This is a genomic window from Segatella copri (assembly GCF_009494835.1).
Classification (GTDB): Bacteria; Bacteroidota; Bacteroidia; order Bacteroidales; family Bacteroidaceae; genus Prevotella; species Prevotella copri_F.
This window is the reverse complement of sequence record NZ_VZBE01000071.1, coordinates 234,926-260,950: the sequence shown is the minus strand read 5'-3', so window position 1 is coordinate 260,950 and position 26,025 is coordinate 234,926. Positions and strand designations below refer to the sequence as shown.

Genomic DNA, 26,025 nt, shown 5'->3' with positions numbered 1-26,025 from the left:
TTTGGGAACCCCAAAACGCCTCGCTCCACCATGAGGGCGGAGGAATTTTGCTCCCAACGGTCGCAGAAAGTGAGTGTACCAACTGTAATCAGTATATAGAATGACAAACATACAGGAACAAGACAAGAGAAAGGGCGGAAGACCGCCCACAGGCAGGGTTCGCAAGCTGTCGAAGTCTGTCACGGTGAAGTTCTCAAAGCCAAGCTATGAGGCTTTGAGACTGAGGGCAAGAAAAGCTAACCGCAAGTTGGCGGAGTACATTCGTGAGTCCGCCTTGAACGGCGAGGTGGTCGGCGGACACAATGCAGAGACGGTAGCCATCGCCAAGAATCTCATTGGCATGGCGAACAACCTCAACCAACTTACCAAGCTGTCGCATCAGAAAGGTTTCCATGAGACCCATGTGTACGTGATGGACTTGTTGAGAAGATTAAAAGCCATTCTTGGCGAGTATCGCCAAGCAAGTCCAAATTCGAAGTCATGCGGAATAGGCAGAAAGGAGGATACCACATGATAGGCAAGCTAAAGAAGGGCAGCTCATTTGGTGGTTGCATCCGTTATGTTACAGGCAAGGACGAGGCGAAAATCATCGCCTCGGATGGTGTGTTACTCGGAACGAATGCCGAGATAACGCAAAGTTTCGAGCTACAGAGGCAGCTAAATCCAAGGATTAAGAAGCCTGTGGGACACATTGCATTGAGCTTCAAACCAGAGGACAAGCCACGTTTGACGGATGAGTTCATGGCTAAGATAGCCCTTGAATACATGCAGATGATGGGCATCACCGATACTCAATTCATCATCGTAAGGCATCACAATACGGACAATCCACATTGTCATATCGTGTACAACCGCATCAAAAATAAGGGCAAACTCATGTCAGACAGGAATGATTACAGGCGTAATGAGCAAGTGACCAAAGCTCTAAAATCCAGGTATGGATTGACTTATGGAACTGACAAGAGCAAGACTAACACTCGCAAATTACACAATGCGGAGCGTACCAAATATGAGATTCACAATGCTGTCAAAGATGCCTTGAAAAACTCAGATAGTTGGCAGAAGTTCAAAAGCGAGCTTGCAAAACGAGGTATTCACTTAGAGTTTGTCTATAAGGATAAGGAGCGAACCAAGGTTCAAGGCATCCGTTTCTGTAAGGACGGATATAGTTTCAAGGGTACGCAGATTAGCCGAGACTATAGCTTTGGCAAACTGAATGCGAGATTTGAGGGAACGGAGAACCTTTTAGCAGCAAGAGCCAAATCTGCTCAGCAATATGAGCAGGGCTGTCACAAGAATGAGCAGATGCCATCCCTATCGGAGAGCAGTCAGGACCCATGGAACGGCATTTCTTCCATAGGACTTTTTGTTCCTGCCAACGCACAGACCTTCGAGCCATTCCCAGAGGACGAATCATCTAAGAAGAAAAAGAAAAAACGCAGAAGAGGCTTTAGCCTTTGATGCAAGTTACAAACCATTCAAACAACAAAAGAAAGATGAAAGAAGAACTATTGGAAGCCATCTACGGCACAGTTGAGAGATTGGAGCAAAAGGTTGATGAACTTTCTGCTTCACCAAAGAACGCAGGAGCGGAAACAGTTCTCAGCCCTGCAAGTATTGACACAAGCAAACTTGAAAAAGCCATCCTTTCTGTATCTGCAAAAGAAGAGGAAACTATTGGAAAAATGGCAAAATTAAGAGAGGCGATATGTATCTATATCGACCTTACCAAGAAAGAAGCAAGCAAAGATGAACAGCGGTGCAAACTCTTGTTTGATACCATTAATCAGATGAAACAAGAGCTGAATACTACATCAAAAGTTGTGCAGGACAAACTTCACGCAATGGGTAGCATTCCTCAAAAGAATGTTGTCACCCATCGTTTCGAGCCTACTTCAAAGTATGTTCTTCTTTTCATTGGTGGCTTGGCTTTATTTCTTGTTATCTCCATTTGGGGTAATCTCACCCAATGGCGAGAGCATAAAAATTGGGAGGAGGCAGACTTGAAGTATAGAGCCTTAAAAATGGTTCTTCCATCTGACGACCAGAATATTCGCTACATCGAAAAGCATTTCTCTGTTTGCCGAGATGAGAAAGTTATTGATGATGTAAGAAGTCGTGTTGCTGTTTATGAAGATTCAATCTTTCGTTATCATAAAATGGTGGAGATAGCAGCATACAAAGATAGCTTGGCAAGAAAGTTGACAAACGAATCAAATGAAATCAAAAGGCTTATCAAGAAATAATAAGATGTTGTTTCTTGTGTTTGCACCATTGTAATAGGTGGAACACTATATAAAAAACTGATAGTGGCAAAAATATTACCTCGCCACCATCAGTTTGTTTTCGCATTTAATGAGAATTGGATTTTGTGCAATGTTATTTCTTTTTTAACCTAATTTTATAGCCCGACCACAAGCACCAAAACGCAAGAATGCCCATAACAAAGATGAATATGTATGTGGCTATCGTTCCAATGAAAATTCTGCCACTATGCACCTCTAATGCCACATTCCAAAGCGACATCGGAAGTTGGTTCATGCTCGAAGGTTGAGGGGCAAAGTTTGTTCCCTCGTAATATTCCGCTACGACAGGGGTGGAAAAGTCTTGGCTCATACCTGCGACAGCTTTCTTTCCGAATGGTGCTCCTGCTTCATTCGGTGCAGGTTTGTTCGTAAAGTAATCGGTAGCAGTTCCTTGTCTTCTGTCCCAAACAAACAAGCCGCTAAATGAACCGCAAAGCCATCTACCATTTGCATCTTTCTGTAATACATTCAATCCCATCACGCTGACAGGTGGAACAGAAGTAATAACTTTCACTGTAGCATTTTTGATGTTCAATGAATAGAATCCTTCCGATGAGGATAATAGCCAATCATGGCAGCTCTCATCATAACGAATTATGCGGAGCTTGTCGTTCCAAGGATTCTTGCTTCTGAGTGTTGTGCCTGGGATAGACGGTATCTTGCTTAACACTAATGCTATCATCACAGGAGGGCGGAGACACCAACCCGTCAGTGCAATCAAGAGCGCAAGTATGATAGTATATCGCCCGATTCTGTCATGCAGATGAAGCGAGGTTTGCAGTAATGCCTTTCGCTTCAGTCTCAGCCAAACGACGATACCCGTAATACAGAGAACCACAAGAATAATGGCTATGGCATCAACCACAATCTTTCCTGTTATTCCGAAAAGTTCTCCACTATGGAGTAGCCAAACGGTACGAAAGACAGTTACTTTGCCGTCATAATCCTTTGGCGCATGAAGTTGAATACGCTTAAAAGTCTTATAAGGAGGAAGCGAGGTATAGACAAAGGAACGACTGAGCACTACAAGGGTGTCGCCATGCGAAGCGATGTCCGTAAATTTCTCCTCATCCTCCAGTGACATATTCACCTCATGCCATTTGTTATGCACTCCATAGCGATAAAGCCCGAAAGGTGAGACAGCAAATATCCTTCCATTATCAAGCCTTATGACATTTTTGATTTGCCTATAGTCGGCACCTTCGGGCAAGCCCTCATTGAAATCCTTGAAATAGGAAGCTTTGGAGTCGGTAAGCCAGATGCCACCATTGCCATAAAGCAACAGTTGGCGACAAGAATCCACATTCCTCATGGAATCTACCATTAAATCCTTGCCAATGTCAAGCGTGCCTCGTAGCAATCCACCGTTCCAATTCCGAAACTCATAACGACTTGGCAGGTACTTCCTGCTCACGTTCACCTCCTTGATGAGTGAACGATGATTGAGCAGGATGCCTGACACGCAGAACATCAGCATGAAGAAGCTCAAGCCGATACCAAGCCATTTATGTTGTTTTCTCCAAGTTCCTTTCTTCATTGATTTCCTTATCTGATTATCTATCTTATTTCTTTTCTTTCTTCGCCCTCGCATCCTTGACAATCTTTCCTGCCAAGAAACAAAGTTCTATCACCATTACCACCCAATGCCAAGGATATTCGCTCGGATGTGCAATGAGCTTCCCGATGATGCCCGTGCGATTAAATGCCTCTACCGCTATCCAGAACACGATGACCGTTGCCGTACCCATTCTGATGTTTGCTCCCCACGATTGCAAGTGGAGTTGCTTGCGAAATACGTATGGGGCGGAAAGCAAGGCACCGAAGGCTACACCGAAGGTGACTGGAGTCTCACGACCAAACAATTGAGGATCGTAGAGGTTCATCAGCAGGAGATAGCAAGTCCAGAGCATTGTGTTGAATTCCATGAAGGTAACAATGCTGGTGTGGCGTGTCATCGGGCGAGCGGCGATGAGTCGCTTGTTCTTCCCCAAGAAGAGCGTCTGCCACCAGTTGAGGAAGTTGCAGGCATTTCGGGAACAGAAGATGTAGAGCAACATCACCATTGCCCACAAGCCAAAGGTGGCAGGGAGCAAGAGATATTCAGGTCGGCTCAACACCTCTCCCGTTGTGGGGTCAATCTCGGCATGTGTTCCCCAACGATGGGCATAATACATGAAGAGAAAATCCACCCAGCCTGTCCAATAGAACATACCACCAATGAGTCCGAGCAAGGTCTGGCGAGTCTGTCCATTGACGAAAACACCGACCACTACCATCACCAAGCCCACGAATCCCACTGCCATGCCAGCACCCAACAGTTGCGTGCCGTCGTAGTTATCCTTCAATACTCGTGCCACCAAGTGAACCATGGGCATGCTTCCCAATATCACGCCCATCGACACGATGGATTTCCACCAATATAGTTTCTTGTTACTCATGGCTTTTCTTCTTGTGAGCTGCAAACATGATATAGACGAGCAATGCCACGAATGCCACGAGGATGCAAATCATCTGGGTAGTATACTTCTCCGGCTCAATCCAAATTTCCTTGAAAAAGTCAAGGCGACCAAGCACTTCCACAGGTACCCAGAACACGACAACCGTTGCGATAGCCATACGGATATTGGCTCCCCATGTGCTCAAACGCAACTGCTTTCGGAAGATGAAGAAACTACCTATCAGACAAGCTGCGGCAACAACCGAAGTTACAGGATGATGGTCGCCTAGGAAGTTCTTGTCGTAGCAGAACATCAACAGGAGATAGCTAGTCCAGAGAATCATGTTCAGTTCCATGAAGGTGACGATACTTGTATGATGTGTCATCGGACGGGCGGCAATCTCGTTCTTGCGGGAACGGAAGAGAAAACGCTGCCACCAGTTGATGAAGTTACATCCGTTTTTGGTTGAGAAGATGTAGAGCACCATCATCATCATCCACATGCCGAAGGTGGCAGGGAGGATGAGGTATTCAGGGCGAGTCACAACTTCGCCATTCTCCATCTCCGGCTGTGTACCCCAGCGGGTAGCATAGTACTGGAACAGAAATTCTATCCAACCGGTCCAGAAAAGCAGACCTCCGAAAAGTCCCCAAAGAGTCTGTTTGGTGTCTCCCTTTACGAAGACCCCGATTACTACCATGATAAGACCTGCCAACCCCATGAAGAAGGCTGAGTAATGCGCAGCTTCAGGAGTCATCGTCTTATCCATTATCATCATCAGCGCATGTCCCAACGGCATGGTAAAGAGTACCACGAGGAACGATGCGATGGATTTCCACCAATTCAATTGTTTCATAATGTTTAATGTTTACTTTAATTCATCTAAGTAATAACTGATTCTACCTCCCTCATCACCTATCTGCACATTGGCATCATACCAGGAGATAATCTGGAGCTTGTAATATCTCTCGCCATCCCACGAACGGATTACGTAGGTATGGAAAGAAGGAGTATATACTGGAGGTGGACCCGAGAAACTCATTGCCTTTTCGAGCACCGGATTGCCGCTTACCAACTGTTTGGCAGGTCCGTTGTTCGGGTCGAACCAAGGGTTCTTGTTCATATCCAGTTTGTTGGCGATGCAATACTTGTTCCAGTCGTTCTGCGACATGGTGACATAGACACTTGCCGAATCATCCACGGCGAAGGTCATATTGTGTTCTGCCAGATAAGCATCCACCTGCGCCTTGCTCGTCCACTTGTCATATTCGCCATAGCCCAGGTCGGCAGCACCGCCCTTGCCTGGACCGCTCGTTCCACTATTGGTGCGGAGCTGATAACCATTGAAGGCGAGATCCCACTCCGTAGCAGGATAAGCCATCGTATTGGGGTCATCTTCCTTGTTCTCCATCACCAGCAGACTGTTTGCCTTTCGGGCAACCATCTCGTAGCCCTGCTTCGGATTGTTAGGATTCACCAGCACCTTATTACCATCGGCATCGCGCTTATAGTCCTGGAACACGTTCTTCTGAACGCCCTCCGTCCAATATACGGTGGTGTCACCCTCGCAACCGAAGTATTCCTTCACCGGCTTGCCATCAATAAAGGCGATGACACTCTGGTTAGGATTCAGCACATTATAGCGATGTCCCGTCTTCAGGTCAAAATAGAGCCAGTCGTTGGTAACACCCGTGCTATAACCTGTTTTTCGGGGCAAGGTATGACCAGTGAAGTCCTCAGCCTCATAAGATACGCAGCTCGTCATTGCGGCTGCCATACCTATTATATATAGTAATGCTTTCTTCATTATTTTTTCTTTCTAAATGCTTTTACCAATTCATCTACCAACACTTCCACCTGCACATGCGCCTTGGCTCCTGCCGTGGCTGGCACGTTAAACATGGTGATGCCCGAACCCAGGGTCTTTGGCACATAGTTAAAGATGTTATCCACACCCACCGTCACCTTCACCTTATTATAGAAGGTCTGAATCACCGACAGGTTGCACAATACATACTGAGGCAACTGGCAGCGGAAGTAGGCATCGTGGCTCTTACCGTTTACAGAGAGTCGGTCCTGCACATCAAACTTCTTCTCACCCATGTAGCTTGCCGAGAAGGTGGCGCCCAGTCGGTAGTTCTTCTTGCTGTACTTATAGTCGAGGCTCGCCGTAGCAGCATGAGGCGAAGTGGTGTTCACCTGGATGCCATCTGTCTTGCTCACGTTCACGTAGCTGTAGGTGGCATTCATCGTGAAGTGGTTGAGGAAGTGCCAGCGCATGATGGTCTCCAGTCCGATGAGGTTCTGCTTGGCGAGGTTGGTGTATTCAAAGTTATACTGCATGTCGTAGATGCGCCATACGCCCTCTATCTTCTTGCGGAAGAAGTTGCCATACACATTGCCCGAGATGAAGAAGTTATCGTTCGAGTACTCTGTGCCCAGGCTCACGTAGTTGTTCTTCTCAGGCTTCAGGTCCGGGTTACCCTTAATCATGAACATGCCGAGGTGGTCCCAGTTGAAGAACAGCTCCTTGATGCTTGGCGAACGGTAGCCCATCGAATAGTTGGCTCTCCATGCCCAGTGATCCGAAGGACTCCACTTGAAGGCAATTTTAGGCATCGCCATCAGTCCGAAGACACGGCTGAAGTTGGTTCTCACACCTGCCGAAACCATCCAGTGGTCGTTCATCGTCCACTCGTCCTGCAGGAAAGCCTCCGTTTCCTTTAGCGAACGGGTGCGCATGATGTGGGAGGCATCGCCGTTGAATCGGTCGCTCGTCAGGTCATCGCTCAGGTGCTCGATACCGAGGATGAGGTCGTGGCCCTCGAACTTCTGCGAGGTGATGGAGAGGCGAGGCTGGAAGATACGGCTCTTATACACTTTGGTACGCTCGTCGATACGCTCGTGACGCTTGAAGCGATCGTAGAAGTCACCATGAAGGGAGGCGGTAATCTTGAACCAATCCTTGAAGGAGTACTTAATCTTGGTTCCAGCCGTCCAGTCACGCGCCTGACTGAAGGTCATATCCTGAATGAGGTCGTAGGTATTCATATAGAACGCACTACCGTAGGCAAGAATCTCCAGGTTCTTGAAAGGGTCGTAGAATACCTTCTGCGATACCGAGATATGCTCCGTGCCCTCGATGCCCATTGGCGGACGGGAAGCCACGCTGGTAATGGTCACGTCGTGGTCGAGCCAAGGATTCGCCTCTTGGGTATAGACCTTCTTGTCGTTCTCCGCCTGATACATGTAGAAGGCATCGCTCGAAGAATACCACACATCCGTCTGCGAAGTTACCTTGCCAGCATTGAATCCTGCCGATACCCAGCTCTGCAGGTTCGGACGGTCAGCGTTCTTCTCAAACATATACAGGAAATCCTTTTTGGATGGATTCTTGTAGTTGCGCTCGTTCATCTGTCCCCAGCGTACACCAGCCTGAATGTCGATAGGCTTGGTGGTTTTCTTGGTGATAAGATTGATGACGGCACCCGATGCACGGCTTCCGTAGAGGGTACTGCTGGCACCTTTCACGATTTCGATGCGGTCGATGGCATGGAGGTTGAAACGCTCATAGTCGAGGTTACCCGCCATGTCGCCCGTCAATCGCTCGCCATCCTGCAGGAAGAGCACGTGGCGGGCATCCAAGCCCTGCATGGAGATTTCGTTGCCGAAACCCACCTTCTGGATGTTCATACCCGGTGTCTCCTGTTGCAGCGCCTTGGTCAAGTCGGCATAGCCTGCATCTACCAGTTCCTTACCGCCGAGCACCTGCGTGCTCACTGGCGAGAGCTTGATAGGTCGGGCGGTACGGGAACCCGTAACCACCACCTCGTTCACCTTCATCACGTCTTCTGTCATGAAGAGCTTGAGGGAGTTGCCGCTTCCGATGGTTCCCTTCAGAGGGTTATAGCCCACGGATACCACTTGATAATAACACTTGCCACTCTGCGGCACCTCGACAGTAGCCTCACCGTCCATATTGGTGACGGTACGCTGTGGCGATTTCAATTTCTCGTTGTCGGCGTAGGTGATGACTGCGCCGATGATTGGTTGCTCGGTTGCCTTCTCTGCGATGGTAAACTTCACCTTGCGCTGCGCTGCCATTGGCAGGGCAAGTAGCAAGAGCAACCCCATAAACATTACTTTTCTAATTGTCTTCATTTATGACGTTTTTACTTTTTTCGTCCAATACTTCTTATTCTATATAGCTTGATGCTTATATGTTGAAAAGGCTTGTTCCTTTTGTTATTTTCAATTCCTTACACGATTTCAGCCTCGCTATGGCTTGTTTCTCTTCCCATCATTTTTTACTTGCAAAAAGAAAGAGAGATATGTCTGGGCATACCCCTCTTTCCTTATTATATATGAACAACATTAAAGTTATCCTTCTCCATTATCTTTCTTCCATTGTATTAAGTCCTTTTCGTATTGTTCAAATTCCTGCTGGAAATTATTAATACGATTTTTGTCGATAGTCTGCTGGAACGTTTCTGTGCGAACATTCATCATATTGTAGTTCACGATGAACTCAATCTGATTAGTTAACACGTTCAAGTAGCCATCAACTGTAGCACCACTTCCTGACTGACAATCTTTAGGGTCGTCACCGTCTGTGGTCACATTCCCATCCTTTCCTTGGAACTTAATCCAACCAGCTTCTGGTCTTTCGTCTTTATCCCATGAATTCAAGTTCATAAATTTGGTACTGCACTTGAATGTCACGGCAAAAGGCATTGAACCTACGGTGAAATCTACCAATGAGAGGCTCATAGTTCCATCTTCTTTCCATGTAAAGTTGAATTTAGTTGGACATCCATTTGCTAAATGGGTCTTGTCAACTCCACTCATGGTAGCCTTAGTAGAAAGAACAATATCGCCGCTGAGTATATCTTTTGCTTTTGTCACATATTCTTCAGCAGGTGCTTCTTTGTTCAAATCATCATCACTGCTACATGAAGAAGCAAGCATTGTAAAAGATGCTAAAAATATTAGTGTTAAACTCTTTATCCAGCTCATAAGAAAACAAGATAAAGAGGATGTGGCATAAAACTATATGACGCACCCTCTTTTGTTTCAAATTTTACTCAGCCACAAATGTTACAGAGGCATTGAAAATAGCTTTGCCAAACACGGAAAGAGCTTTTGTCTTCAATACAAATGTTGTTGTGTCACCAGTCAAAGATGTTGTGTAAAGAGTAACAGAACCTCCAATGTTAAGGTCCAATACACCAGCCTTACTGTCTTCCTTGGCAGACAAGCCACCCTTACTATCAATTGCTACAGCCATATAAACATTGATAGCACCAGGCATTTTGCCAATAGGACCAATAGGCTCTTCGGACTCCAAGGTGCCAGTTCCATCACCATTGTCTGTCAAGATGAATGTGACACCTTCTACATCGGCATAGTTGTTATTGTTCATTTGAACGTTAGTCAACTTACCCTTAAGAGTTTTCTCTGTCTGAGCATTTACGCCCAATACTGCAAGCATTACTACTGCAAGCATCAAAATAAATCTTTTCATTGTGTTAAAATTTAAATTGTTACTAAATATATTAATTATTGAACTTTCCAACGTGCAGCTTTATTTTTCTTTGTAGCCATCATTATTGCTCTTGTTAGCTTTGGCGAATCTGTATCCTTATTGTATTTGTTAATAAAGTCAACAGTAGAACTTAAGGCATATGTCTTTACTGAGCAAGCAAATGAAGATGTTCCTATAACAGAGTGAAACTGTGTTAGATTTGGATAGACTAAATTAAACTCATCAGGCAAATCTCCTACGACAAAAGCATCAATCTTTGCAAACTTTGATAAATCCAACTTTTCTATCTTCGGGAGATATTCTATATCTAAAGTTGAAGCATGAAGCTGTTCTGTGTTAGGGAAGACTATACTTTTCAAGTCCGAGCAATCAGCTACAGTAAGTACACTGCCAGTCATTGCATCTTCCTCTGCGGCAATCCCTCGTTGCCCCCAAATTGTATTTTTAGACAAGTCAAGAGTTTCCATACCTTCTATACCTATTAATTTTATATAGTATAGTTGAGTTGCATTCGTAACATTGACTTCTCCCAAGTTTAGATTCTGAAGATTTAATAATGTCAATGAATTTCCCAATGTCATCTTTGGCATTACCATATTTGTATTAGGGGCAATATACAAATTTGTACCTTCCCAATATGGATTATCTATAATATATTGCAAACCTTCAAGAGTTGACATTTCATCAATGTTCAAATTTGCTTGCTGAAAGAAATAAGAAGTAATATAAATATTATTTATCTTTTGTTCATTATTCAATCTTTTACTCAAATCAATTTTCTCCCCATCAAATAAGCCTGAAAAAGTTGTCTCTTGATTAAGATATGCTCTAAGTGTTGCATCTGGTATTTCTCTCAAAGTATTGTACTTTTCAGATACACCATTTTCATTCTGCATCTTAATATCCATAGTGCCTCCATCAATAGCAGGCTTGTTTTGACGATAGAAACGCACAAGTTGAGCCATATTGTATTTGGCTTCCTCTGGCAAATAAAGTTTGGTGATATTATGAAGGTTCTCCACTGTCTCATCGCCATTTTCCTCTACAGTTACCTTTACAAGGTTGTCATAGTTATAAATGTTATTATTTGTGAGGTCGATGCCTGTAATCTGAGCTGGAAGAACAGAAAAATCGAAAGTCTCACCGTAGCTATTGTTGCTAAGGTTCAACTCTTTCAAATTAGGGAAAACAGAAAGCTCTTTCAATGCGGAGGTATCTACCTTTGTGCCAGAAAGATCGAGAGATGTGGTGCTGTTGGCTTTGTCGTCAAGGAGCATTTTTCCATTCTCATCAAACTGGTATCCCTTAGCTTTGAGGATAGTCATCAACTCTGAGTTGCTTACAGCCACATTGCTGTAAGAAGGCGCATCGTCGTCACTGCTGCAAGAAGCGAAGCCGAGGCAGAGTGCCAGGGCAGCGAGACCGATGAAATTCTTAAAAATCTTCATTGTTTTATTATTCTTTTAAATATTTACAATTAATCAAAAATATTACCCTTAATTTGTGGCTGCAAAGGTACATATTTATTAAATAATGTGCAATACCTAAAAATAATGAAATTTGCAATAGTAATTTGTTATGATTTATAGGGTTTCTCATCTGTCTTGTTGAGAAATCATAACATATCTAAGATTTTCAATATGTTTTTCACAGTTGCTTATTCAGCCGATACTTAAAACTGATGATGAAGTAGCTGCCAATTTGTGAGGTACGGCTTTCCGTCAATCCTGTCGCCGTAACATTGCGATAATAGTTTTTCTTGTCGCTGAGAATATCTGACCAATAGAGCGAAAGCTCGGCTTGCTTCTTTTTGAGGAATCGCCAAGATGCCCCCAAGTTCCAAACCACTTGGTCGTCTTCGCCTTTTTTGATGTTGGTGCCGTTACGGAAAGAGTATGCAGCATCGCTCTTGACCAGGAAACCAAGAGGAAGCTCTGCATAGGTATTCAGCGAAAAGTTGTAACTTCGGGTATAGTTGGACGTACTACGAAGCTGGTTGGTGGCATGGCGGTAACGCCAATCGCCCTGCAAGTCGAAGCCTCCCCATTTCGGCTGATAACCCAAGCGAAGGTTGGCATTATACGACGTATTGTGGGTGACGCTGCGGTCTGGCTCCTCGCTCTTTCCCTCATTCACAAGAGCTACACTTTGGGCAAAGCTGGCTCCTGTGCGAGCAGAGAGATTGAACCGCTTCTTCCATCGCTTCTGATAACGAAGACTGGCACGCATATTCCAGTTGCCATTCACATTCACAGGATAAGTCTCCGTGCCACCAGTGGCAAGGTTGTAAAAGACGGCTTGCGTCTGACTGTTATAGGTGTTGCTGAAATTAACATCGCCCGAAAGACCGAGGCGAGTGTTCCTACCTGTCAATCGGAAATTCTGATTATAGGATGCTTTGAGCGAAGGATTGCCATGGGTGATGTGCAGCGGGTCGCTATTATCGGTGAGCGACATCAAGCTACCGAGGTCGGGCTGTCGGCTGCTGCCATCATAATTCAGTTCGAAGCGAGTCTTGCCTTGATGCCATGACACATTCAACTGTGGGTTCCAGTTCACACTCGTCCTTACCGTGTCGGCGTGGAGCAAGCCGGTCTTTTGGTCAAGACTCCTGCGCTCGGGCTGCATCAACACTCCTGCATTTGCCTCCCATTGCTTGCCATCATAATTGAGGTAGAGGCTGAGGTCGTGGGTAATGGTCTTGCTCAGGGTGTGGTTGCTTAGGCTATCCATATACACCTCGCTCTCGTAAGTACTTCGGTCGCTCATCTGTCGTGTGGCAGAATAGCGATAACCGAGTTGCAGGCGCAAGTTCTCAGCCAAGGGTTGCGTCAAGTTGATGCCTACGGAATAGGCACGATTGGTGGAGGGGGAGTGCTGGTATTGGTTGCGATAAAGCACGGAATCGCCACCCAGACTGCTCTCCAACTGATAGTAAGTGGTCTCTGAAAGGGAATGTGACTCGTTGGTACTCTTGCTGTCGGAGTAACTACCCGTGAGGCTGATGCTCGTACCCTTGTCGTTGAACACTCGGGTGATGTCGGCATTGACGGAGAACGAATGGCTGTCGCTCTTCGAATCCGAGTTTCTCGTGATGCTGTTGATACGCTCATCGCCTTCTGAAGAGGTGGATTGCTGGCTGTCGCTGGTGTTGTCGCTCTTCGACTTGCTGAAGTTTCCACCTATATTAAAATAGGTCTTGTCATCCAAGCTCCACCTCATGCCCAACGAACCATTGCCCATCGTGTTGCGATTGGTGCTGGTGGATGCCGAGTTCTGGTAACGGTTGCCTGTGGCGAGGTATTGCTCGCTATACAGGGTGCTCTCGTTGCCACTGGCATAATGGTTGTACATCATGTTGCCATAGAGGGTGAACCGCTTGGAGAACTTCTTGGCAAAGTTCATCGCCACATTGTCCTGTCGGTTGTCGGGACAGAGAGAAGTCATATATCGGTTGCCACTTCGGGCTATCACGGAAATATTGTCGCCTGTCTGTCGGAACAAATTGGAAATCAACTCAGCCTCCTTCTTATCGTTGTTGCCCCTGCCGATGCCAGCCGAAGTAATCAGCGTGCCGTTAAATTCTCGCTTGGTCTGCAAGTCCAGCACATAGTTCTCGCCTCCCTTGCGCACCTTGGTGATTTTCTCCAGTTCGCTCCGCTTGTCATATACCTTGATTTTGCTCACCAGTTTGGCTGGCAGGTTTTCGAGGGCGAGGGTGCTGTTGCCGCCAAAGAAACTCTCGCCATTGACATTGATTTCATGGATGGGAAGACCGTTGTAGGTTATCGTCTTGTCCTGCTTGTCGTATTCCAAGCCAGGCACACGCTTCAAGAGTTCTTCGAGGTAAGCCCCCTCGGGAGTTTTGAAGGCATTGGCATTGATGACCGTGGTATCGCCCTTCATCTCCACCTCCTTGATGGCAGCGGTCACCACCACCTCGTCGAGATTGAGTGTCTTGAAGATGGAATCCTGCTTAGAGGTACGACTTCCCCTTACCGTATCACCCGACACAGCAAGACGAAAATCCCTTTCGTTATGAGAAAGGAATGACGAAGCCCATACATTTGCCATTGCCGAAAAGGACATGAGCAAAAGTACAGGCACATAAGCATATCGTAGCCTCATTCTCTGTTTGAATATTCAAAATCGGCTGCAAAGGTACGAATTTTAGTATATATTTGCAATACCTTAAAGTAGGTAAAAAGACAGATTGGACTGTTCCGAGTCAGTCCTAAGTTACAATTTTAATCACATTCCAAATATGTTCTGAAAATAAATCATAAAAAACGAGCAGCATTTTTGCCAATCAAAATTTTTATTATACTTTTGCAAGCAAATCAAGAAGAGTTGTTTGACAAGCAATCTTGTGCAGATTGCAGAAATTAGAACCGTTGCCAAATCATTACCACTATTGAGGTGAGACTCTCGTAAATTGCTCATTTTTAGCTATTCTGAATGTTTTGGCAGAATTTTTGGAAAAAAGTTTGGTGTTTTGAAAATAAAATGTTACCTTTGCAACGATAATTAACATTATTAACGCAATAAATACTGGGTAGCCTATTGGATAGACATTTACTTAATGAATAAAATAAGATTAAGAAAATGAGTAAACTCAATGAAATGACAGACGAAGAGTTGGCCCTGGCTTATGTCGGGGGCGACAACAGAGCCTTTGACCTGTTGCTTTCCCGCAACGAGGTGAAACTTTTCTCTTATATCCTTTTCGTGGTTCACGATGAGGATCTGGCGAATGATATCTTCCAGGAGACATTCGTGAAGGCAATCAGTCGTTTACATGCTGGCCAGTATTCCAGTTCGGGCAAATTTATTTCGTGGTTAATGCGCATAGCGCATAATGTCATCATCGACGGTTATCGCAGTCAGTGTGTGTTCCGCATGGTAGAACAGGGGAACGGTAATGATCTTTCCTGTCTGCGAGGCGAAGATTTTCAGGCAGACTGTGCTGAGCAGGAGATGGTACGCAAACAGGTGCTCCGTGATGTGAAGAAACTGGTAGACTTTCTGCCGGCTCCACAACGCGAAGTGGTTTATATGCGTTTTTATCAGCAGATGTCTTTCAAGGATATAGCCGAGTGTACCAATGTGAGCATCAATACGAGTCTGGGAAGAATGCGTTATGCGCTCCTTAACCTCCGCAAGATGGCTAAGGAGCACAATATCTATCTGAATTTTGATTAGTGGAGTTCTTTCAAGGCATGGATGGTAGCATAAGGGTCTGTGCTCTTGAATACATAACTTCCGCTTACCAGCACGTTTACTCCGGCTTTTACCAGTCTTGGAGCAGTTTCTGCCTGCACGCCGCCATCTACCTCGATGAGTGCCTGGCTTCCGCTCTCTTTGATGAGCTGGCGCAGACGGCCTATCTTCTTGATGGTGTTCTCGATGAATTTCTGTCCGCCGAAGCCTGGGTTAACGCTCATCAAAAGTACCATGTCTATATCGCAGATGATGTCTTCCAGCACACATACCGGGGTAGAAGGGTTGAGGGTAACTCCTGCCTTCATGCCTGCTGCATGAATCTGCTGGATGGTGCGGTGCAGATGGGTGCAGGCCTCGTAGTGCACGTTCATCATCATGGCACCGAGTTTGGCAGTCTGCTCAATGTAATTTTCCGGGTGCTGTATCATAAAGTGGACGTCGAGGGGCTTGGTGCACACCTTGCTCACGGCTTCTATCACAGGGAAGCCGAACGAGATGTTGGGCACGAAGACACCATCCATCACATCGAGGTGGAGCCAGTCGGCCTCACTCTTGTTAATCATCTCTATATCACTCTTCAGGTCAATGAAGTTGGCTGAGAGCAATGAAGGGGATACCATTGTTTTCATCTTTCTTCTTCTTTTAGTTAGGATAGCACACCTTTAGCTTCCCATTTTGCACCATGGTATGATAGGAGTAGGCTATCTGCTTGATGAAGTAGATGGTCTGAGCCGAAGGTCTCATTTTCTTTGGTGTAAATACTTGCTTCATAGGCGTGAATCTTTTTATTAGAATAATACTTCTTGTTATTTGTTTTTAGAACGGGCATGTCTTGAGGATGAGTTTTCCTCTTTCCGTAACCTGTTCTCTGAATAAATAACGGCGTATTGGGAAATTTATTACATTCCGGTGATTTTTTTTCTTTTTCTTTCTCCCTATATATAATAAGGTATAGTGGAGAAAACGTAAGACGAAAGTGGGGAAAAAGGGGCGCTGGATGATAAAATAGTGTTAAATCCTAAAATTTCTCGACAAAAAGTTTGTAGTTTAAAAGAAAAACTGTACTTTTGCAGTAGAAATGAAGAACGAAGGAGAATCTTTTCGTTAAAAAGAAAGAAACGCCTCGTTTTTGGTAGTAACAAACAATTAAAAGAAAAAGCAATATGAATACATTCGTATCTACATCATGGTGGTGGCGTAACTCAAGATTCCAGAAGTCGTGAGTCGAGACGCCGTATGTGGATGTGAACAACATAATATACTAGGGGCCTGCCGTAACTTACGACAGGCCCCTTTTCTTTTACAACGAAAAATAAAAATAAAAAATATAGGAGATATTAACTATGGAAATGAAGGACATTTTGAACAGAATGTTGAACCACGAGGAACTTTCCCGTGAGGAAACCCGAGACATCATTGTAGGAATCACCAAGAGTGAATTTCCTGAGGAACAGATTACAGCCCTGCTCACCGGTTTGCAGATGAGAGGCGTAACGGTAGATGAACTGCTCGGTTTCCGTGACGGAATTCTTGCCACAGGCGTACCAGCCATCCTGGATTGCGACCGCTACATTGACGTGGTGGGAACCGGTGGCGACCGCAAGAACACCTTTAACATTTCTACTACTTCCTGCTTCGTCATTGCGGGTGCGGGTTACAAGGTGGCAAAGCACGGCAACTATGCGGCTACTTCGGTGAGCGGTGCCAGCAACGTCATCAAGAACCACGGTGTTCAGTTTACCGATGATATAGACAAGCTGAACCGCAGCATCAACGAGGCAGGCATCGTTTATCTTCATGCCCAGCTCTTCGCCAAGGCCATGAAGTTTGTAGGTCCTATCCGCAAGGCTTTGCAGTTTCCTACCGTGTTCAACCTGTTAGGTCCTCTTGTTAATCCTAGTCAGCCTAAGTGCCAGTTGCTGGGTGTAGCCAATCTCGACCAGATGCGCCTTTATAACCAGGTTTACCAGAAACTAGGCATTGATTTCGGCATTGTTAACAGCATCGACGGATATGATGAAATTTCACTCACCGGCGACTTCAAGGTAACCACCAACAACTATGAGAAGATCTTCAAGCCTCAGGATCTCGGTTTCGAGATAGCCAAACCGGAAGAGGTGCGAGGCGGAGCAACCGAGGAAGAGGCCAAGGACATCTTTGATGCAGTGCTTGAAAACCGTGCCCTCCCAGCCCAGAAGAACATCGTTCTCGCCAATGCAGCCTTCGGCATCCAGGTGATGGAGAAGGGTCAGAAGAGCATTGAGGAATGTGTGGAGATAGCAAGAGAGAGCATTGACTCGGGTAAGGCACTCGCTACCTTCAAGAAGTTCGTAGAGATCAACAGTTAAAGGTAAAAAGGGCTTTTAAAAGTAAAAAGGTAAAAGGGTAAAAAGGTAAAAAGAGCCTTAACCCCTTTGTCCCCCTTTGTACCCCCGTTCCCAGCGATGGAATCGCTGGTTCCCCAAGTCTTTATCTTAAATAAAAAAACGAAAAAAATGGCTGATATTTTAGAGGAAATTGTGGCTCATAAAAGAATCGAGATTGAGCAGCGCAAGCGCTTTATCCAGCCACGGCAGATGATAACCCTCACCGAGCAGAAAATGCAGGAAGATGGGGGAAAGGTGCCGGGCGGAAGCATGAAGGAGTCGCTGATGAACTCGGAGACGGGAATCATCGCTGAATTCAAGCGCAAATCGCCTTCCAAGGGCTGGATCAAACAGGAAGGTAAGCCGAGCATCATCCCGCTCGCCTACCAGCAGAACGGAGCCTCGGCGCTCAGCATCCTCACCGACATTGATTACTTCGGAGGATATGATGAGTATATTCAGGAGGCGCGCCATGTGGGCGTTACCCTACCTATCTTATATAAGAACTTCGTAGTAGAGGAATACCAGCTGCTGCAGGCGAGATACTGCGGAGCTTCTGCCGTGCTGCTCATTGCGGCCTGCCTGACCAAGGAGGAGTGTAAGCAACTCATGAACATGGCACACCAGCTGGGCATGGAGGTACTGCTCGAGATGCATAATGAGCGCGACTTCGAGTATGCTGAACTGGAACCGGATATGTACGGCATCAACAACCGAAATCTCGGAACCTTCTTTACGGATGTGGAGAACAGCTTCAGATTGGCAGAGAAACTTCCGAAGGATGTGTGCAGGGTGAGCGAGAGTGGCATCTCCAACCCGCAGACGGTTCTCCGGTTGAGAGAAGAAGGCGGCTTCAGAGGTTTCCTGATGGGCGAACAGTTCATGAAACAGGCAGACCCGGGCGTGGCGCTTGCAGAATTTATTTTTAAATTATAGGATTGTTTGCTCCTAACGCCCTGAACCAACGGTCACCGGCCGAAGGGAAAGGTAAAGGGCAGAAACTCCTAGCCCAGGGCATCGCCCTGGGTATAAAGGCAATCAGCAAGGCGCCCTGTAAGGGCAAAAGCTTTAATGAAGAATAAACAATAAAGAAAATGTTAGTAAAGGTTTGTGGAATGCGTGAACCTGATAATGTAAAGCAGGTTGCGCAACTCGGCGTTGATATGATGGGATTTATCTTTTATCCTAAGTCTCCACGGTATGCCAGTCATGTGCTGGCTCGCTCTGATGCTGACCGCAATGTGTGCCGAGTGGGAGTCTTCGTGAATGATTCCATTTCCAATATGTTGGATAAGATTCATTCATTCTCTCTGAATGCGGTGCAGATGCATGGAAGCGAGAGCAGGGAACTGTGTGAGCAGCTGCGTGCAGCAAAGGGGAATATGAAAATAATCAAAGCCATTAGTGTTTCCAATGCTGGGGACATTCAGAAATATAAGGAGTATGTAGGCGCTGTTGACTACTTCCTTTTCGACACCAAATGTAAGACGGTGGGCGGAAGTGGTCAGCAGTTTGACTGGCAGGTACTGGATGAATATGATGGCGATGTTCCATTCCTGTTGAGTGGCGGCATCGGTCCGGAAGATGCTTCCCGCATCCTGTCTTTCCATCATCCCCGATGCGTAGGAATCGATCTCAACTCCAGGTTTGAGATAGAACCGGGACTGAAGGATGTAGAGAAACTCAAGGAATTCCTTTTTAAGGTAAAAAAATAAAAAAGTAAAAAAATGAATAAGATAAATGCATTATTTGCAAACAATAAAGACCGCAAGCTTTTGAGCTTGTATTTCTGCGCCGGATGCCCAACTTTAGAAGGTACCGGTGATGTAATTAAGGCGATGGAGCGCAAGGGGATAGATATGATAGAGGTAGGAATCCCTTTCAGTGATCCGTTGGCTGATGGTCCTGTTATCCAGAGTGCCGGAACCATGGCTCTGAAGAACGGAATGACGGTGAAGAAACTCTTCGCCGAGCTGAAGGAAATCAAGGATGAAGTGCAGCTTCCACTCGTGCTGATGGGATACCTGAACCCAATCATGCACTACGGCATTGAGGCTTTCTTCAAGAGCTGCGTAGAGAGCGGAGTGAGCGGTACCATCATCCCAGACCTTCCCTTTGATGATTATCTGAAGGTGGTAAAACCCATAGCCGACAAGTATGACATCCGTGTCATCATGATGATTACCCCAGAAACCAGCGAGGAGCGCATCCGTTTCATCGATGAGCATACCGATGGATTCATCTACATGGTCAGCTCGGCGAGCATCACGGGCGCCCAGAGCAGTTTCGGCGATGCCAAGTTGGCTTATTTCAACCACATCAATGGCATGAATCTGCGCAACCCACGCATGATAGGTTTCGGCATCAGCAACAAGCAGACCCTTACCAGTGCGCAGGATAATGCGGCGGGAGCCATCATCGGCAGTAAGTTTGTAACCCTGCTCAATGAAACTGGCGATCCGGATAAGGCTTTAGATGGGCTTTTTGAGTGCCTCGAAAAGTAGTTGATAGTTAACAGCGGCTTCGCCGTATAGCAGGCTTGCTCTATAAACTATAAATAATAAATTATAAACTAAGTATTATGTATCAAGTTGACGAAAAAGGATTTTTTGGAAAATTCGGAGGAGCGTATGTTCCTGAGATATTATATAAATGTGTAACCGAGTTGCAGCAGGCTTACAAGCCAATCATTGAGAGCGAGGAGTTCAAGAAGGAATACCGTGCGCTGCTCAAAGATTATGTGGGCCGCCCTTCACCTCTTTATTATGCTAAGCGCATGAGCGAGAAGTACGGATGCCAGCTCTATCTGAAGCGCGAGGACCTGAACCATACCGGTGCACACAAAATTAATAACACCATCGGTCAGATTCTCATGGCCAAGAAGATGGGCAAGACCCGCATCATTGCCGAAACCGGAGCCGGACAGCATGGTGTGGCTACAGCTACGGTATGCGCCCTGATGAACATGAAGTGCGAAATTTTCATGGGTGCCACCGATGTAGAGCGCCAGCATACCAACGTAGAGCGCATGAAGATGCTGGGAGCCAAGGTGAACCCTGTGCGCACCGGCAATATGACCTTGAGCGATGCCTGCTCTGAGGCCATACGCGACTGGTGCTGCCACCCACAGGATACCTTCTATATCGTAGGTTCTACCATGGGTCCGCACCCTTATCCAGACATTGTTGCCAAGATGCAGAGCGTAATCTCTGAAGAACTGAAATGGCAGTTGGAGGAGAAGATAGGCCGCGACTATCCTGATTACCTCATCGCCTGTGTGGGTGGCGGAAGCAATGCTGCCGGAACCATCTACCACTACATTGATGATGACCGCGTGAAGATATATCTGGCTGAGGCTGCCGGACACGGAATAGATACCGATTATACCGCTGCCACCATGCACTGCGGCACAGAAGGTATCATCCACGGAGCACGCACCCTCGTGATGCAGACCGAGGACGGACAGATAGAGGAAGCCTTTACCATCAGTGCCGGTCTCGACTATCCGGGCATCGGCCCTATGCACGCTGACCTTGCCACATCGGGCAGGAGCCATGTGCTCGCCATTAAGGACGATGAGGCCATCTACGCCGGTTACGAGCTCACCCGCATGGAGGGCATCATTCCGGCTATTGAGAGTGCACACGCCGTGGCAGCCCTGAAGAAGATGAAGTTCAAGAAGGATGATGTGGTGGTGCTCACCGTATCAGGCCGTGGCGACAAGGATGTAGAAACATATTTGAGCCATAAGGAAATGGCAGGAGAGTACGGAAACTTCTAATAGCAAAGATTTAATTTTTAAAATGGCAAAGTTTAGTTACAAGACAGTTACCCGCAAGATTCTCGCCGACCTCTATACGCCGGTGGGAGTCTACATGCGGCTGAGAGATATTTATCCGCAGTCGGCTCTGATGGAGAGCTCCGACTATCATGGCTCCGAGAATTCGCGCTCCTTCATCGGTGTGCATCCGCTGGCAAGCATCGCCGTGAGTCATGGTGAGGTCATCAAGACCTATCCCGACGGAAGAGTAGAGAAAGAGCAGCTTCCTGCCTTCGGTGCCGGTCAGGGCGAGGAGTGCAAACTCGCCATCTCAAAGAGTATCAACGACTTCATCTCTTCCTTCTATGTAGAGGGCGAGAGCAAGGAGTTCTGCGGACTCTATGGATTCACCACCTTCAATGCGGTGAGATATTTTGAGAACATCCCTGTCAAGGATACCACCATGGAGAAGAATGATGCGCCCGACATCTATTACATCATGTATAAGGACATCATCGTCTTCGACCATTTCAACAACACCATGGAGCTCATTGCGCTCCAGGAAAGTGAAGATCCTCACTCTTCCCTTCCAGAGCTCGACGAACTGCTCAAGGCGGTGAACAAGGCAAATGTGAAACCTTATGATTTCCACCCGGTGGGCGAAACCACCTCTACGCTCACCGATGAGGAGCACAAGGCAAACATACGCCGATGCATACAGCACTGCCTGCGCGGAGATGTATTCCAGATTGTGGTGAGTCGCCGCTTCGTACAGAAATATGAGGGTGATGATTTCAAACTCTACCGTGCGTTACGCAGCATCAACCCTTCGCCTTACCTCTTCTATTTCGACTTCGGCGGTTTCCGCATCTTCGGTTCTTCGCCTGAAACCCATAACCGCATCGTGGGCAACAAGGCGTTCATTGACCCGATTGCCGGAACCACCCGACGCACAGGAGATATGGAGCAGGACCGCAAGGCTGCCGAATTCCTGCGCAACGACCCGAAGGAGAATGCCGAGCACGTGATGCTGGTAGACCTGGCGCGCAATGATCTGAGCCGCAACTGTCATGGGGTGAAAGTAGATTTCTACAAGGACATGCAGTTCTACAGTCATGTTATCCATCTCGTGAGCCGTGTGAGCGGAGAGTTGGATGAGCATGCCGACCACATCAAGGAGTTTATTGATACCTTCCCTGCCGGCACGCTGAGCGGTGCGCCTAAGGTGAGAGCGATGCAGATTATATCAGAGCTGGAGCCTCACAACCGCGGTGCCTACGGAGGCTGTATCGGTTTTATCGGTCTGAACGGCGACCTGAATCAGGCCATCGTGATACGTACCTTCATTAGCCGAAACGGCGAACTCTGGTTCCAGGCGGGTAGTGGAGTAGTGGCAAAGAGCAATGATGAGTATGAGCTGGAGGAGTGTAACAATAAACTCGGTGCGCTGACCAAGGCGATTCACATAGCTGAAGAGTTGTAATAGTGATTAATTATTAGTGATTATTTCTCGCTGATTGTACTCACTAATCAATAATAAATAACAAAAGATGAAAGTAGTAATCATAGATAATTACGATTCCTTTACCTATAATCTTGCCCATCTGGTAAAGGAGTTGGGAGCTGACGTTACGGTGTTCCGCAACGACCAGTTCCAGTTGCCGGAGCTGGAGCGCTTCGACAAGATCATTCTGAGTCCGGGTCCGGGCATTCCGTCGGAGGCGGGACTGCTGATGGATGTTATCCGCAAGTATGCAGGCCGCAAGCCGATGCTGGGCGTATGCCTGGGTCATCAGGCTATAGGCGAGGCGTTTGGCGCCAAGCTTACCAATCTTTCTGAGGTGTATCATGGAGTAGCTACCCCTTGCACCCAGTTTGGCAACGATGTTATTTTCGACGGGTTGGACAAGCGCATAGAGATTGGCAGATACCACTCTTGGGTGGTAGACCGCTCGGGATTCCCCGACTGCCTGGATGTTACGGCAGTAAGCGATGATGGTTGCATCATGGGTCTGAAGCATAAGAACTATGATATTCATGGTATCCAGTTTCATCCGGAAAGCGTGCTGACGCCAGACGGCAAGAAGATGGTGAGAAACTGGTTGGAAAAAGCTTAATGACCTTAATGACCAATGACCTTAATGACCACCATGACCGCATGGTGGTTGTTGAGGTTTTTGTTTATGATAAGAAAAAGCAAAGCCTGACGCTCTCTCGAGTGCCAGGCTTTTTACTAACATCTAACCCTCGCTACAATCCTCTCACGAGTTTCGCGAGTTTGTATTAACTTAAATCGCACCTTCCCAATGAAGGAAAGGTCTACTAATAACCTTCTTAATCTTTTAAAAATTTTACATATCCCAAGCCACAGCACTCGCACCGAGTACGGCAGCAGAACTGCCATCAAGGGTAGAAACAAGGAACTTAGCCTTGCCCTTGAAGATGCGGAACACGTGCTCATCATAAGCCTTCTGGATAGGCTTCATGATGAGGTCGCCAGCCTTGGTCAGACCACCGAAGAAGACGAAAGCCTCTGGTGAAGAGAAGACTGCGAAATCAGCGCAAGCCTCACCGAGCATCTTGCCGGTAAACTCGTATACGCGCTGAGCCAGCTTATCGCCCTTGCCTGCAGCAACGCTCACATCATAAGATGTAATATCCTCAGGGTTCATCTCGCGGAGCAATGAAGGCTCATCGCTCTTCTCGAGAAACTCGCGAGCTGTGCGAGCCACACCTGTGGCAGAGCAGTAAGCTTCGAGACATCCTGTACGGCCGCATCCGCATGTACGGCCCTCTTTGCCACGTACCATGGTAACGTGACCCAATTCGCCTGCGAATCCGTCGCAGCCGTAAACCATCTGTCCGTTGATAACGATACCAGAACCTACGCCTGTACCGAGTGTAATGTCGATGAAGTTTTTCATACCTCTTGCCACACCGTAAGTCATCTCACCGAGCGCTGCGGCGTTGGCATCATTGGTCATACCTACAGGCAAGCCGCCGAGGGCTTTGCTGAACATGTCAGCCAGTGGTACAACTCCGTCGTGTGCCCATGGAAGATTTGGAGCGAACTCTATGGTTCCATTATAATAGTTTGCATTTGGCGCACCGATACCCATAGCCTTAATCTTGTCAATGCCGCCTACTGTATCAATGATAGGCTGGAGGGCTTCTACGGCTGCCTTCACATAGTCTTCAACTTTTCCGTAACCGCCTGTCTTGATGGCAGTTGTTGCTTTGATCTCTCCGCGAGCATCTACGATGCCGAAAACTGAATTTGTACCGCCGAGGTCAAGGCCTATTACGTACGGTTTTAGTGTATTATCTGTCATGTTAATTATTTAAAATTAGTTAGAATTATTTTATTTCTCGGCAAAGATACTGAAAACTTTTGATTCTCGTTTATTTTTAAATATAAAAAATTTTAATTTTCTTTTTTTTTCTGCCAGATGATTTGCTGTCCGAAGTTTCTCTGTTGCCCTAAATCCTGTTTATATTCATGCAGAACATCCGCGTAATCCGTGTAATCCGTGCCCGAAAATATAAAAAACGGATATAAAATGAACTTTTAGGCGAAAAAATTGTGCTTTGTGCCCAAAATTTTGTAACTTTGCCGACTGTTAGAAATTGTAACGATACTAAGATGAATTTAGCATTTCCAATTGAGATAAACATCCTTGACTTCATATTCAAAGGAATTGTCATCGGTGTTCTTGCCTCAGCCCCTATGGGTCCAGTAGGCATCCTTTGCATCCAGCGTACACTCAACAAGGGTCGCTGGTATGGGTTTGTAACAGGTGTGGGTGCAGCATGCAGCGACATCGTATATGCCTTATTCACAGGCTTGGGTATGAGTTTTGTGATGGATTTTGTGAGCAACTCCGAGAACAAGTTCTATCTTCAGATTTTCGGCAGTCTGATGCTCCTCGTGTTCGGAATCTACTGCTTCAAGAGCGACCCGATGAAGAACATGCACAAGTCGAGCAACAAGCAGGGTACCCTGATGCACAACGGCATCACGGCATTCCTCGTAACACTCTCCAATCCGCTCATCGTGTTCCTCTTCATGGCCACCTTCGCGCAGTTTGCCTTCGTGGTGCCTGATATGCCCGTAGAAATGGGAGTGGGATACCTCAGCATCGTCTTCGGAGCCCTGATGTGGTGGTTCGGCCTCACCTGGCTTATCGATAAGATTAGAAACAAGTTTGATACCAACGGCATCGTCATTATCAATAAGGTAATAGGCAGCGTGGTCATCATCTTCTCAATCATCGCTCTCTTCGGCACGATTTTCAATCTGTATCATCTGCCGGAATTTTAAAGAGTTTATAGTTAATAGTTTATAGGGGCTTTAGCCGCTTTAGAGTTTTTAGTTAATAGGGCTTAA

Annotated in this window: 24 protein-coding genes; 12 read left to right on the top strand and 12 right to left on the bottom strand. The window is 46.5% G+C overall.

Features of this window, described 5'->3' with window-relative positions; genetic code table 11:
* Window positions 1-100 precede the first annotated feature (100 nt).
* Genes F7D47_RS10945 through F7D47_RS10935 form a run of 3 tightly spaced genes read left to right on the top strand, consistent with a single transcriptional unit; the run spans window position 101 to window position 2,246 of the window.
* Complete coding sequence (locus F7D47_RS10945; protein WP_153085065.1) at window positions 101-514, top strand: plasmid mobilization protein; 414 nt, start codon at window positions 101-103, stop codon at window positions 512-514.
* Complete coding sequence (locus tag F7D47_RS10940) at window positions 511-1,461, top strand: relaxase/mobilization nuclease domain-containing protein (RefSeq protein ID WP_153085064.1); 951 nt, start codon at window positions 511-513, stop codon at window positions 1,459-1,461. Before F7D47_RS10945 ends, F7D47_RS10940 begins: the two co-directional genes overlap by 4 nt.
* A 35-nt stretch (window positions 1,462-1,496) precedes the next feature.
* Entirely contained in the window at window positions 1,497-2,246 is a 750-nt protein-coding gene (locus tag F7D47_RS10935; protein ID WP_153085063.1) for a hypothetical protein, read from the top strand.
* A gap of 133 nt (window positions 2,247-2,379) precedes the next feature.
* On the opposite strand, the gene F7D47_RS10930 is transcribed toward F7D47_RS10935, so the two are convergent.
* The 9 genes from F7D47_RS10930 to F7D47_RS10890 form a co-directional block, all read right to left on the bottom strand.
* Complete coding sequence (locus F7D47_RS10930; RefSeq protein WP_194252574.1) at window positions 2,380-3,897, bottom strand: PepSY-associated TM helix domain-containing protein; 1,518 nt, start codon at window positions 3,895-3,897, stop codon at window positions 2,380-2,382.
* Entirely contained in the window at window positions 3,869-4,744 is an 876-nt protein-coding gene (locus F7D47_RS10925; protein WP_153085061.1) for a hypothetical protein, read from the bottom strand. Before F7D47_RS10925 ends, F7D47_RS10930 begins: the two co-directional genes overlap by 29 nt.
* Window positions 4,737-5,600 carry a hypothetical protein gene (locus F7D47_RS10920; protein ID WP_153108149.1) on the bottom strand — a complete coding sequence of 288 codons (864 nt, stop codon included), beginning with the start codon at window positions 5,598-5,600 and terminating at the stop codon, window positions 4,737-4,739. Before F7D47_RS10920 ends, F7D47_RS10925 begins: the two co-directional genes overlap by 8 nt.
* Before the next feature lie 12 nt (window positions 5,601-5,612).
* Entirely contained in the window at window positions 5,613-6,551 is a 939-nt protein-coding gene (locus F7D47_RS10915; protein ID WP_153085059.1) for an HmuY family protein, read from the bottom strand.
* Window positions 6,551-8,905 (bottom strand): TonB-dependent receptor, encoded by a 2,355-nt coding sequence (locus F7D47_RS10910; protein ID WP_153085058.1) that lies wholly within the window; start codon window positions 8,903-8,905, stop codon window positions 6,551-6,553. Before F7D47_RS10910 ends, F7D47_RS10915 begins: the two co-directional genes overlap by 1 nt.
* A 219-nt stretch (window positions 8,906-9,124) precedes the next feature.
* Window positions 9,125-9,760: a DUF4903 family protein gene (locus tag F7D47_RS10905; RefSeq protein WP_153085057.1), complete on the bottom strand. Its 636-nt coding sequence runs from the start codon at window positions 9,758-9,760 to the stop codon at window positions 9,125-9,127.
* A 64-nt stretch (window positions 9,761-9,824) separates the two neighbouring features.
* Window positions 9,825-10,268: a hypothetical protein gene (locus tag F7D47_RS10900; RefSeq protein ID WP_153085056.1), complete on the bottom strand. Its 444-nt coding sequence runs from the start codon at window positions 10,266-10,268 to the stop codon at window positions 9,825-9,827.
* Between the two features lie 35 nt (window positions 10,269-10,303).
* The gene (locus F7D47_RS10895; protein ID WP_153085055.1) at window positions 10,304-11,737 is read right to left on the bottom strand and encodes a hypothetical protein; all 1,434 of its coding nucleotides are present in this window, start codon (window positions 11,735-11,737) and stop codon (window positions 10,304-10,306) included.
* 199 nt (window positions 11,738-11,936) lie between these two features.
* Window positions 11,937-14,417 carry an outer membrane beta-barrel protein gene (locus F7D47_RS10890; protein ID WP_153085054.1) on the bottom strand — a complete coding sequence of 827 codons (2,481 nt, stop codon included), beginning with the start codon at window positions 14,415-14,417 and terminating at the stop codon, window positions 11,937-11,939.
* A gap of 477 nt (window positions 14,418-14,894) precedes the next feature.
* Between F7D47_RS10890 and F7D47_RS10885 the strand changes: the two genes are divergently transcribed.
* Window positions 14,895-15,491 carry a sigma-70 family RNA polymerase sigma factor gene (locus tag F7D47_RS10885; RefSeq protein ID WP_153085053.1) on the top strand — a complete coding sequence of 199 codons (597 nt, stop codon included), beginning with the start codon at window positions 14,895-14,897 and terminating at the stop codon, window positions 15,489-15,491.
* Here the strand turns inward: F7D47_RS10885 and rpe are convergent.
* Both rpe and F7D47_RS15045 read right to left on the bottom strand, forming a co-directional pair.
* Complete coding sequence (gene rpe / locus F7D47_RS10880; protein ID WP_153085052.1) at window positions 15,488-16,141, bottom strand: ribulose-phosphate 3-epimerase; 654 nt, start codon at window positions 16,139-16,141, stop codon at window positions 15,488-15,490. The genes F7D47_RS10885 and rpe overlap by 4 nt on opposite strands.
* Window positions 16,142-16,154: 13 nt before the next feature.
* Complete coding sequence (locus F7D47_RS15045; protein ID WP_022120798.1) at window positions 16,155-16,283, bottom strand: hypothetical protein; 129 nt, start codon at window positions 16,281-16,283, stop codon at window positions 16,155-16,157.
* Between the two features lie 572 nt (window positions 16,284-16,855).
* Between F7D47_RS15045 and trpD the strand changes: the two genes are divergently transcribed.
* The 7 genes from trpD to F7D47_RS10845 all read left to right on the top strand — a co-directional run bounded on the left by trpD (window position 16,856) and on the right by F7D47_RS10845 (window position 23,755).
* Window positions 16,856-17,860 (top strand): anthranilate phosphoribosyltransferase, encoded by a 1,005-nt coding sequence (trpD, locus tag F7D47_RS10875; RefSeq protein WP_194252573.1) that lies wholly within the window; start codon window positions 16,856-16,858, stop codon window positions 17,858-17,860.
* Window positions 17,861-18,007: 147 nt separating this feature from the next.
* The gene (gene trpC / locus F7D47_RS10870; RefSeq protein WP_153085050.1) at window positions 18,008-18,814 is read left to right on the top strand and encodes an indole-3-glycerol phosphate synthase TrpC; all 807 of its coding nucleotides are present in this window, start codon (window positions 18,008-18,010) and stop codon (window positions 18,812-18,814) included.
* Window positions 18,815-18,972: 158 nt separating this feature from the next.
* On the top strand, window positions 18,973-19,593 hold the full coding sequence (locus F7D47_RS10865; protein WP_153085049.1) for a phosphoribosylanthranilate isomerase: 621 nt from the start codon (window positions 18,973-18,975) through the stop codon (window positions 19,591-19,593).
* A gap of 12 nt (window positions 19,594-19,605) precedes the next feature.
* Complete coding sequence (gene trpA / locus F7D47_RS10860) at window positions 19,606-20,382, top strand: tryptophan synthase subunit alpha (RefSeq protein ID WP_153085048.1); 777 nt, start codon at window positions 19,606-19,608, stop codon at window positions 20,380-20,382.
* Between the two features lie 77 nt (window positions 20,383-20,459).
* Entirely contained in the window at window positions 20,460-21,659 is a 1,200-nt protein-coding gene (gene trpB, locus F7D47_RS10855; protein WP_022121018.1) for a tryptophan synthase subunit beta, read from the top strand.
* 22 nt (window positions 21,660-21,681) lie between these two features.
* Window positions 21,682-23,121, top strand: a complete 1,440-nt coding sequence (locus F7D47_RS10850) for an anthranilate synthase component I family protein (RefSeq protein ID WP_153085047.1) — start codon at window positions 21,682-21,684, stop codon at window positions 23,119-23,121.
* A 67-nt stretch (window positions 23,122-23,188) separates the two neighbouring features.
* Window positions 23,189-23,755 carry an anthranilate synthase component II gene (locus F7D47_RS10845; RefSeq protein ID WP_118079021.1) on the top strand — a complete coding sequence of 189 codons (567 nt, stop codon included), beginning with the start codon at window positions 23,189-23,191 and terminating at the stop codon, window positions 23,753-23,755.
* A gap of 234 nt (window positions 23,756-23,989) precedes the next feature.
* Here the strand turns inward: F7D47_RS10845 and F7D47_RS10840 are convergent, their stop codons facing one another.
* Window positions 23,990-24,970 carry an ROK family protein gene (locus F7D47_RS10840; RefSeq protein ID WP_153085046.1) on the bottom strand — a complete coding sequence of 327 codons (981 nt, stop codon included), beginning with the start codon at window positions 24,968-24,970 and terminating at the stop codon, window positions 23,990-23,992.
* A 311-nt stretch (window positions 24,971-25,281) separates the two neighbouring features.
* Between F7D47_RS10840 and F7D47_RS10835 the strand changes: the two genes are divergently transcribed.
* Window positions 25,282-25,959 (top strand): LysE family translocator, encoded by a 678-nt coding sequence (locus F7D47_RS10835; protein ID WP_153085045.1) that lies wholly within the window; start codon window positions 25,282-25,284, stop codon window positions 25,957-25,959.
* Window positions 25,960-26,025: the final 66 nt, after the last annotated feature.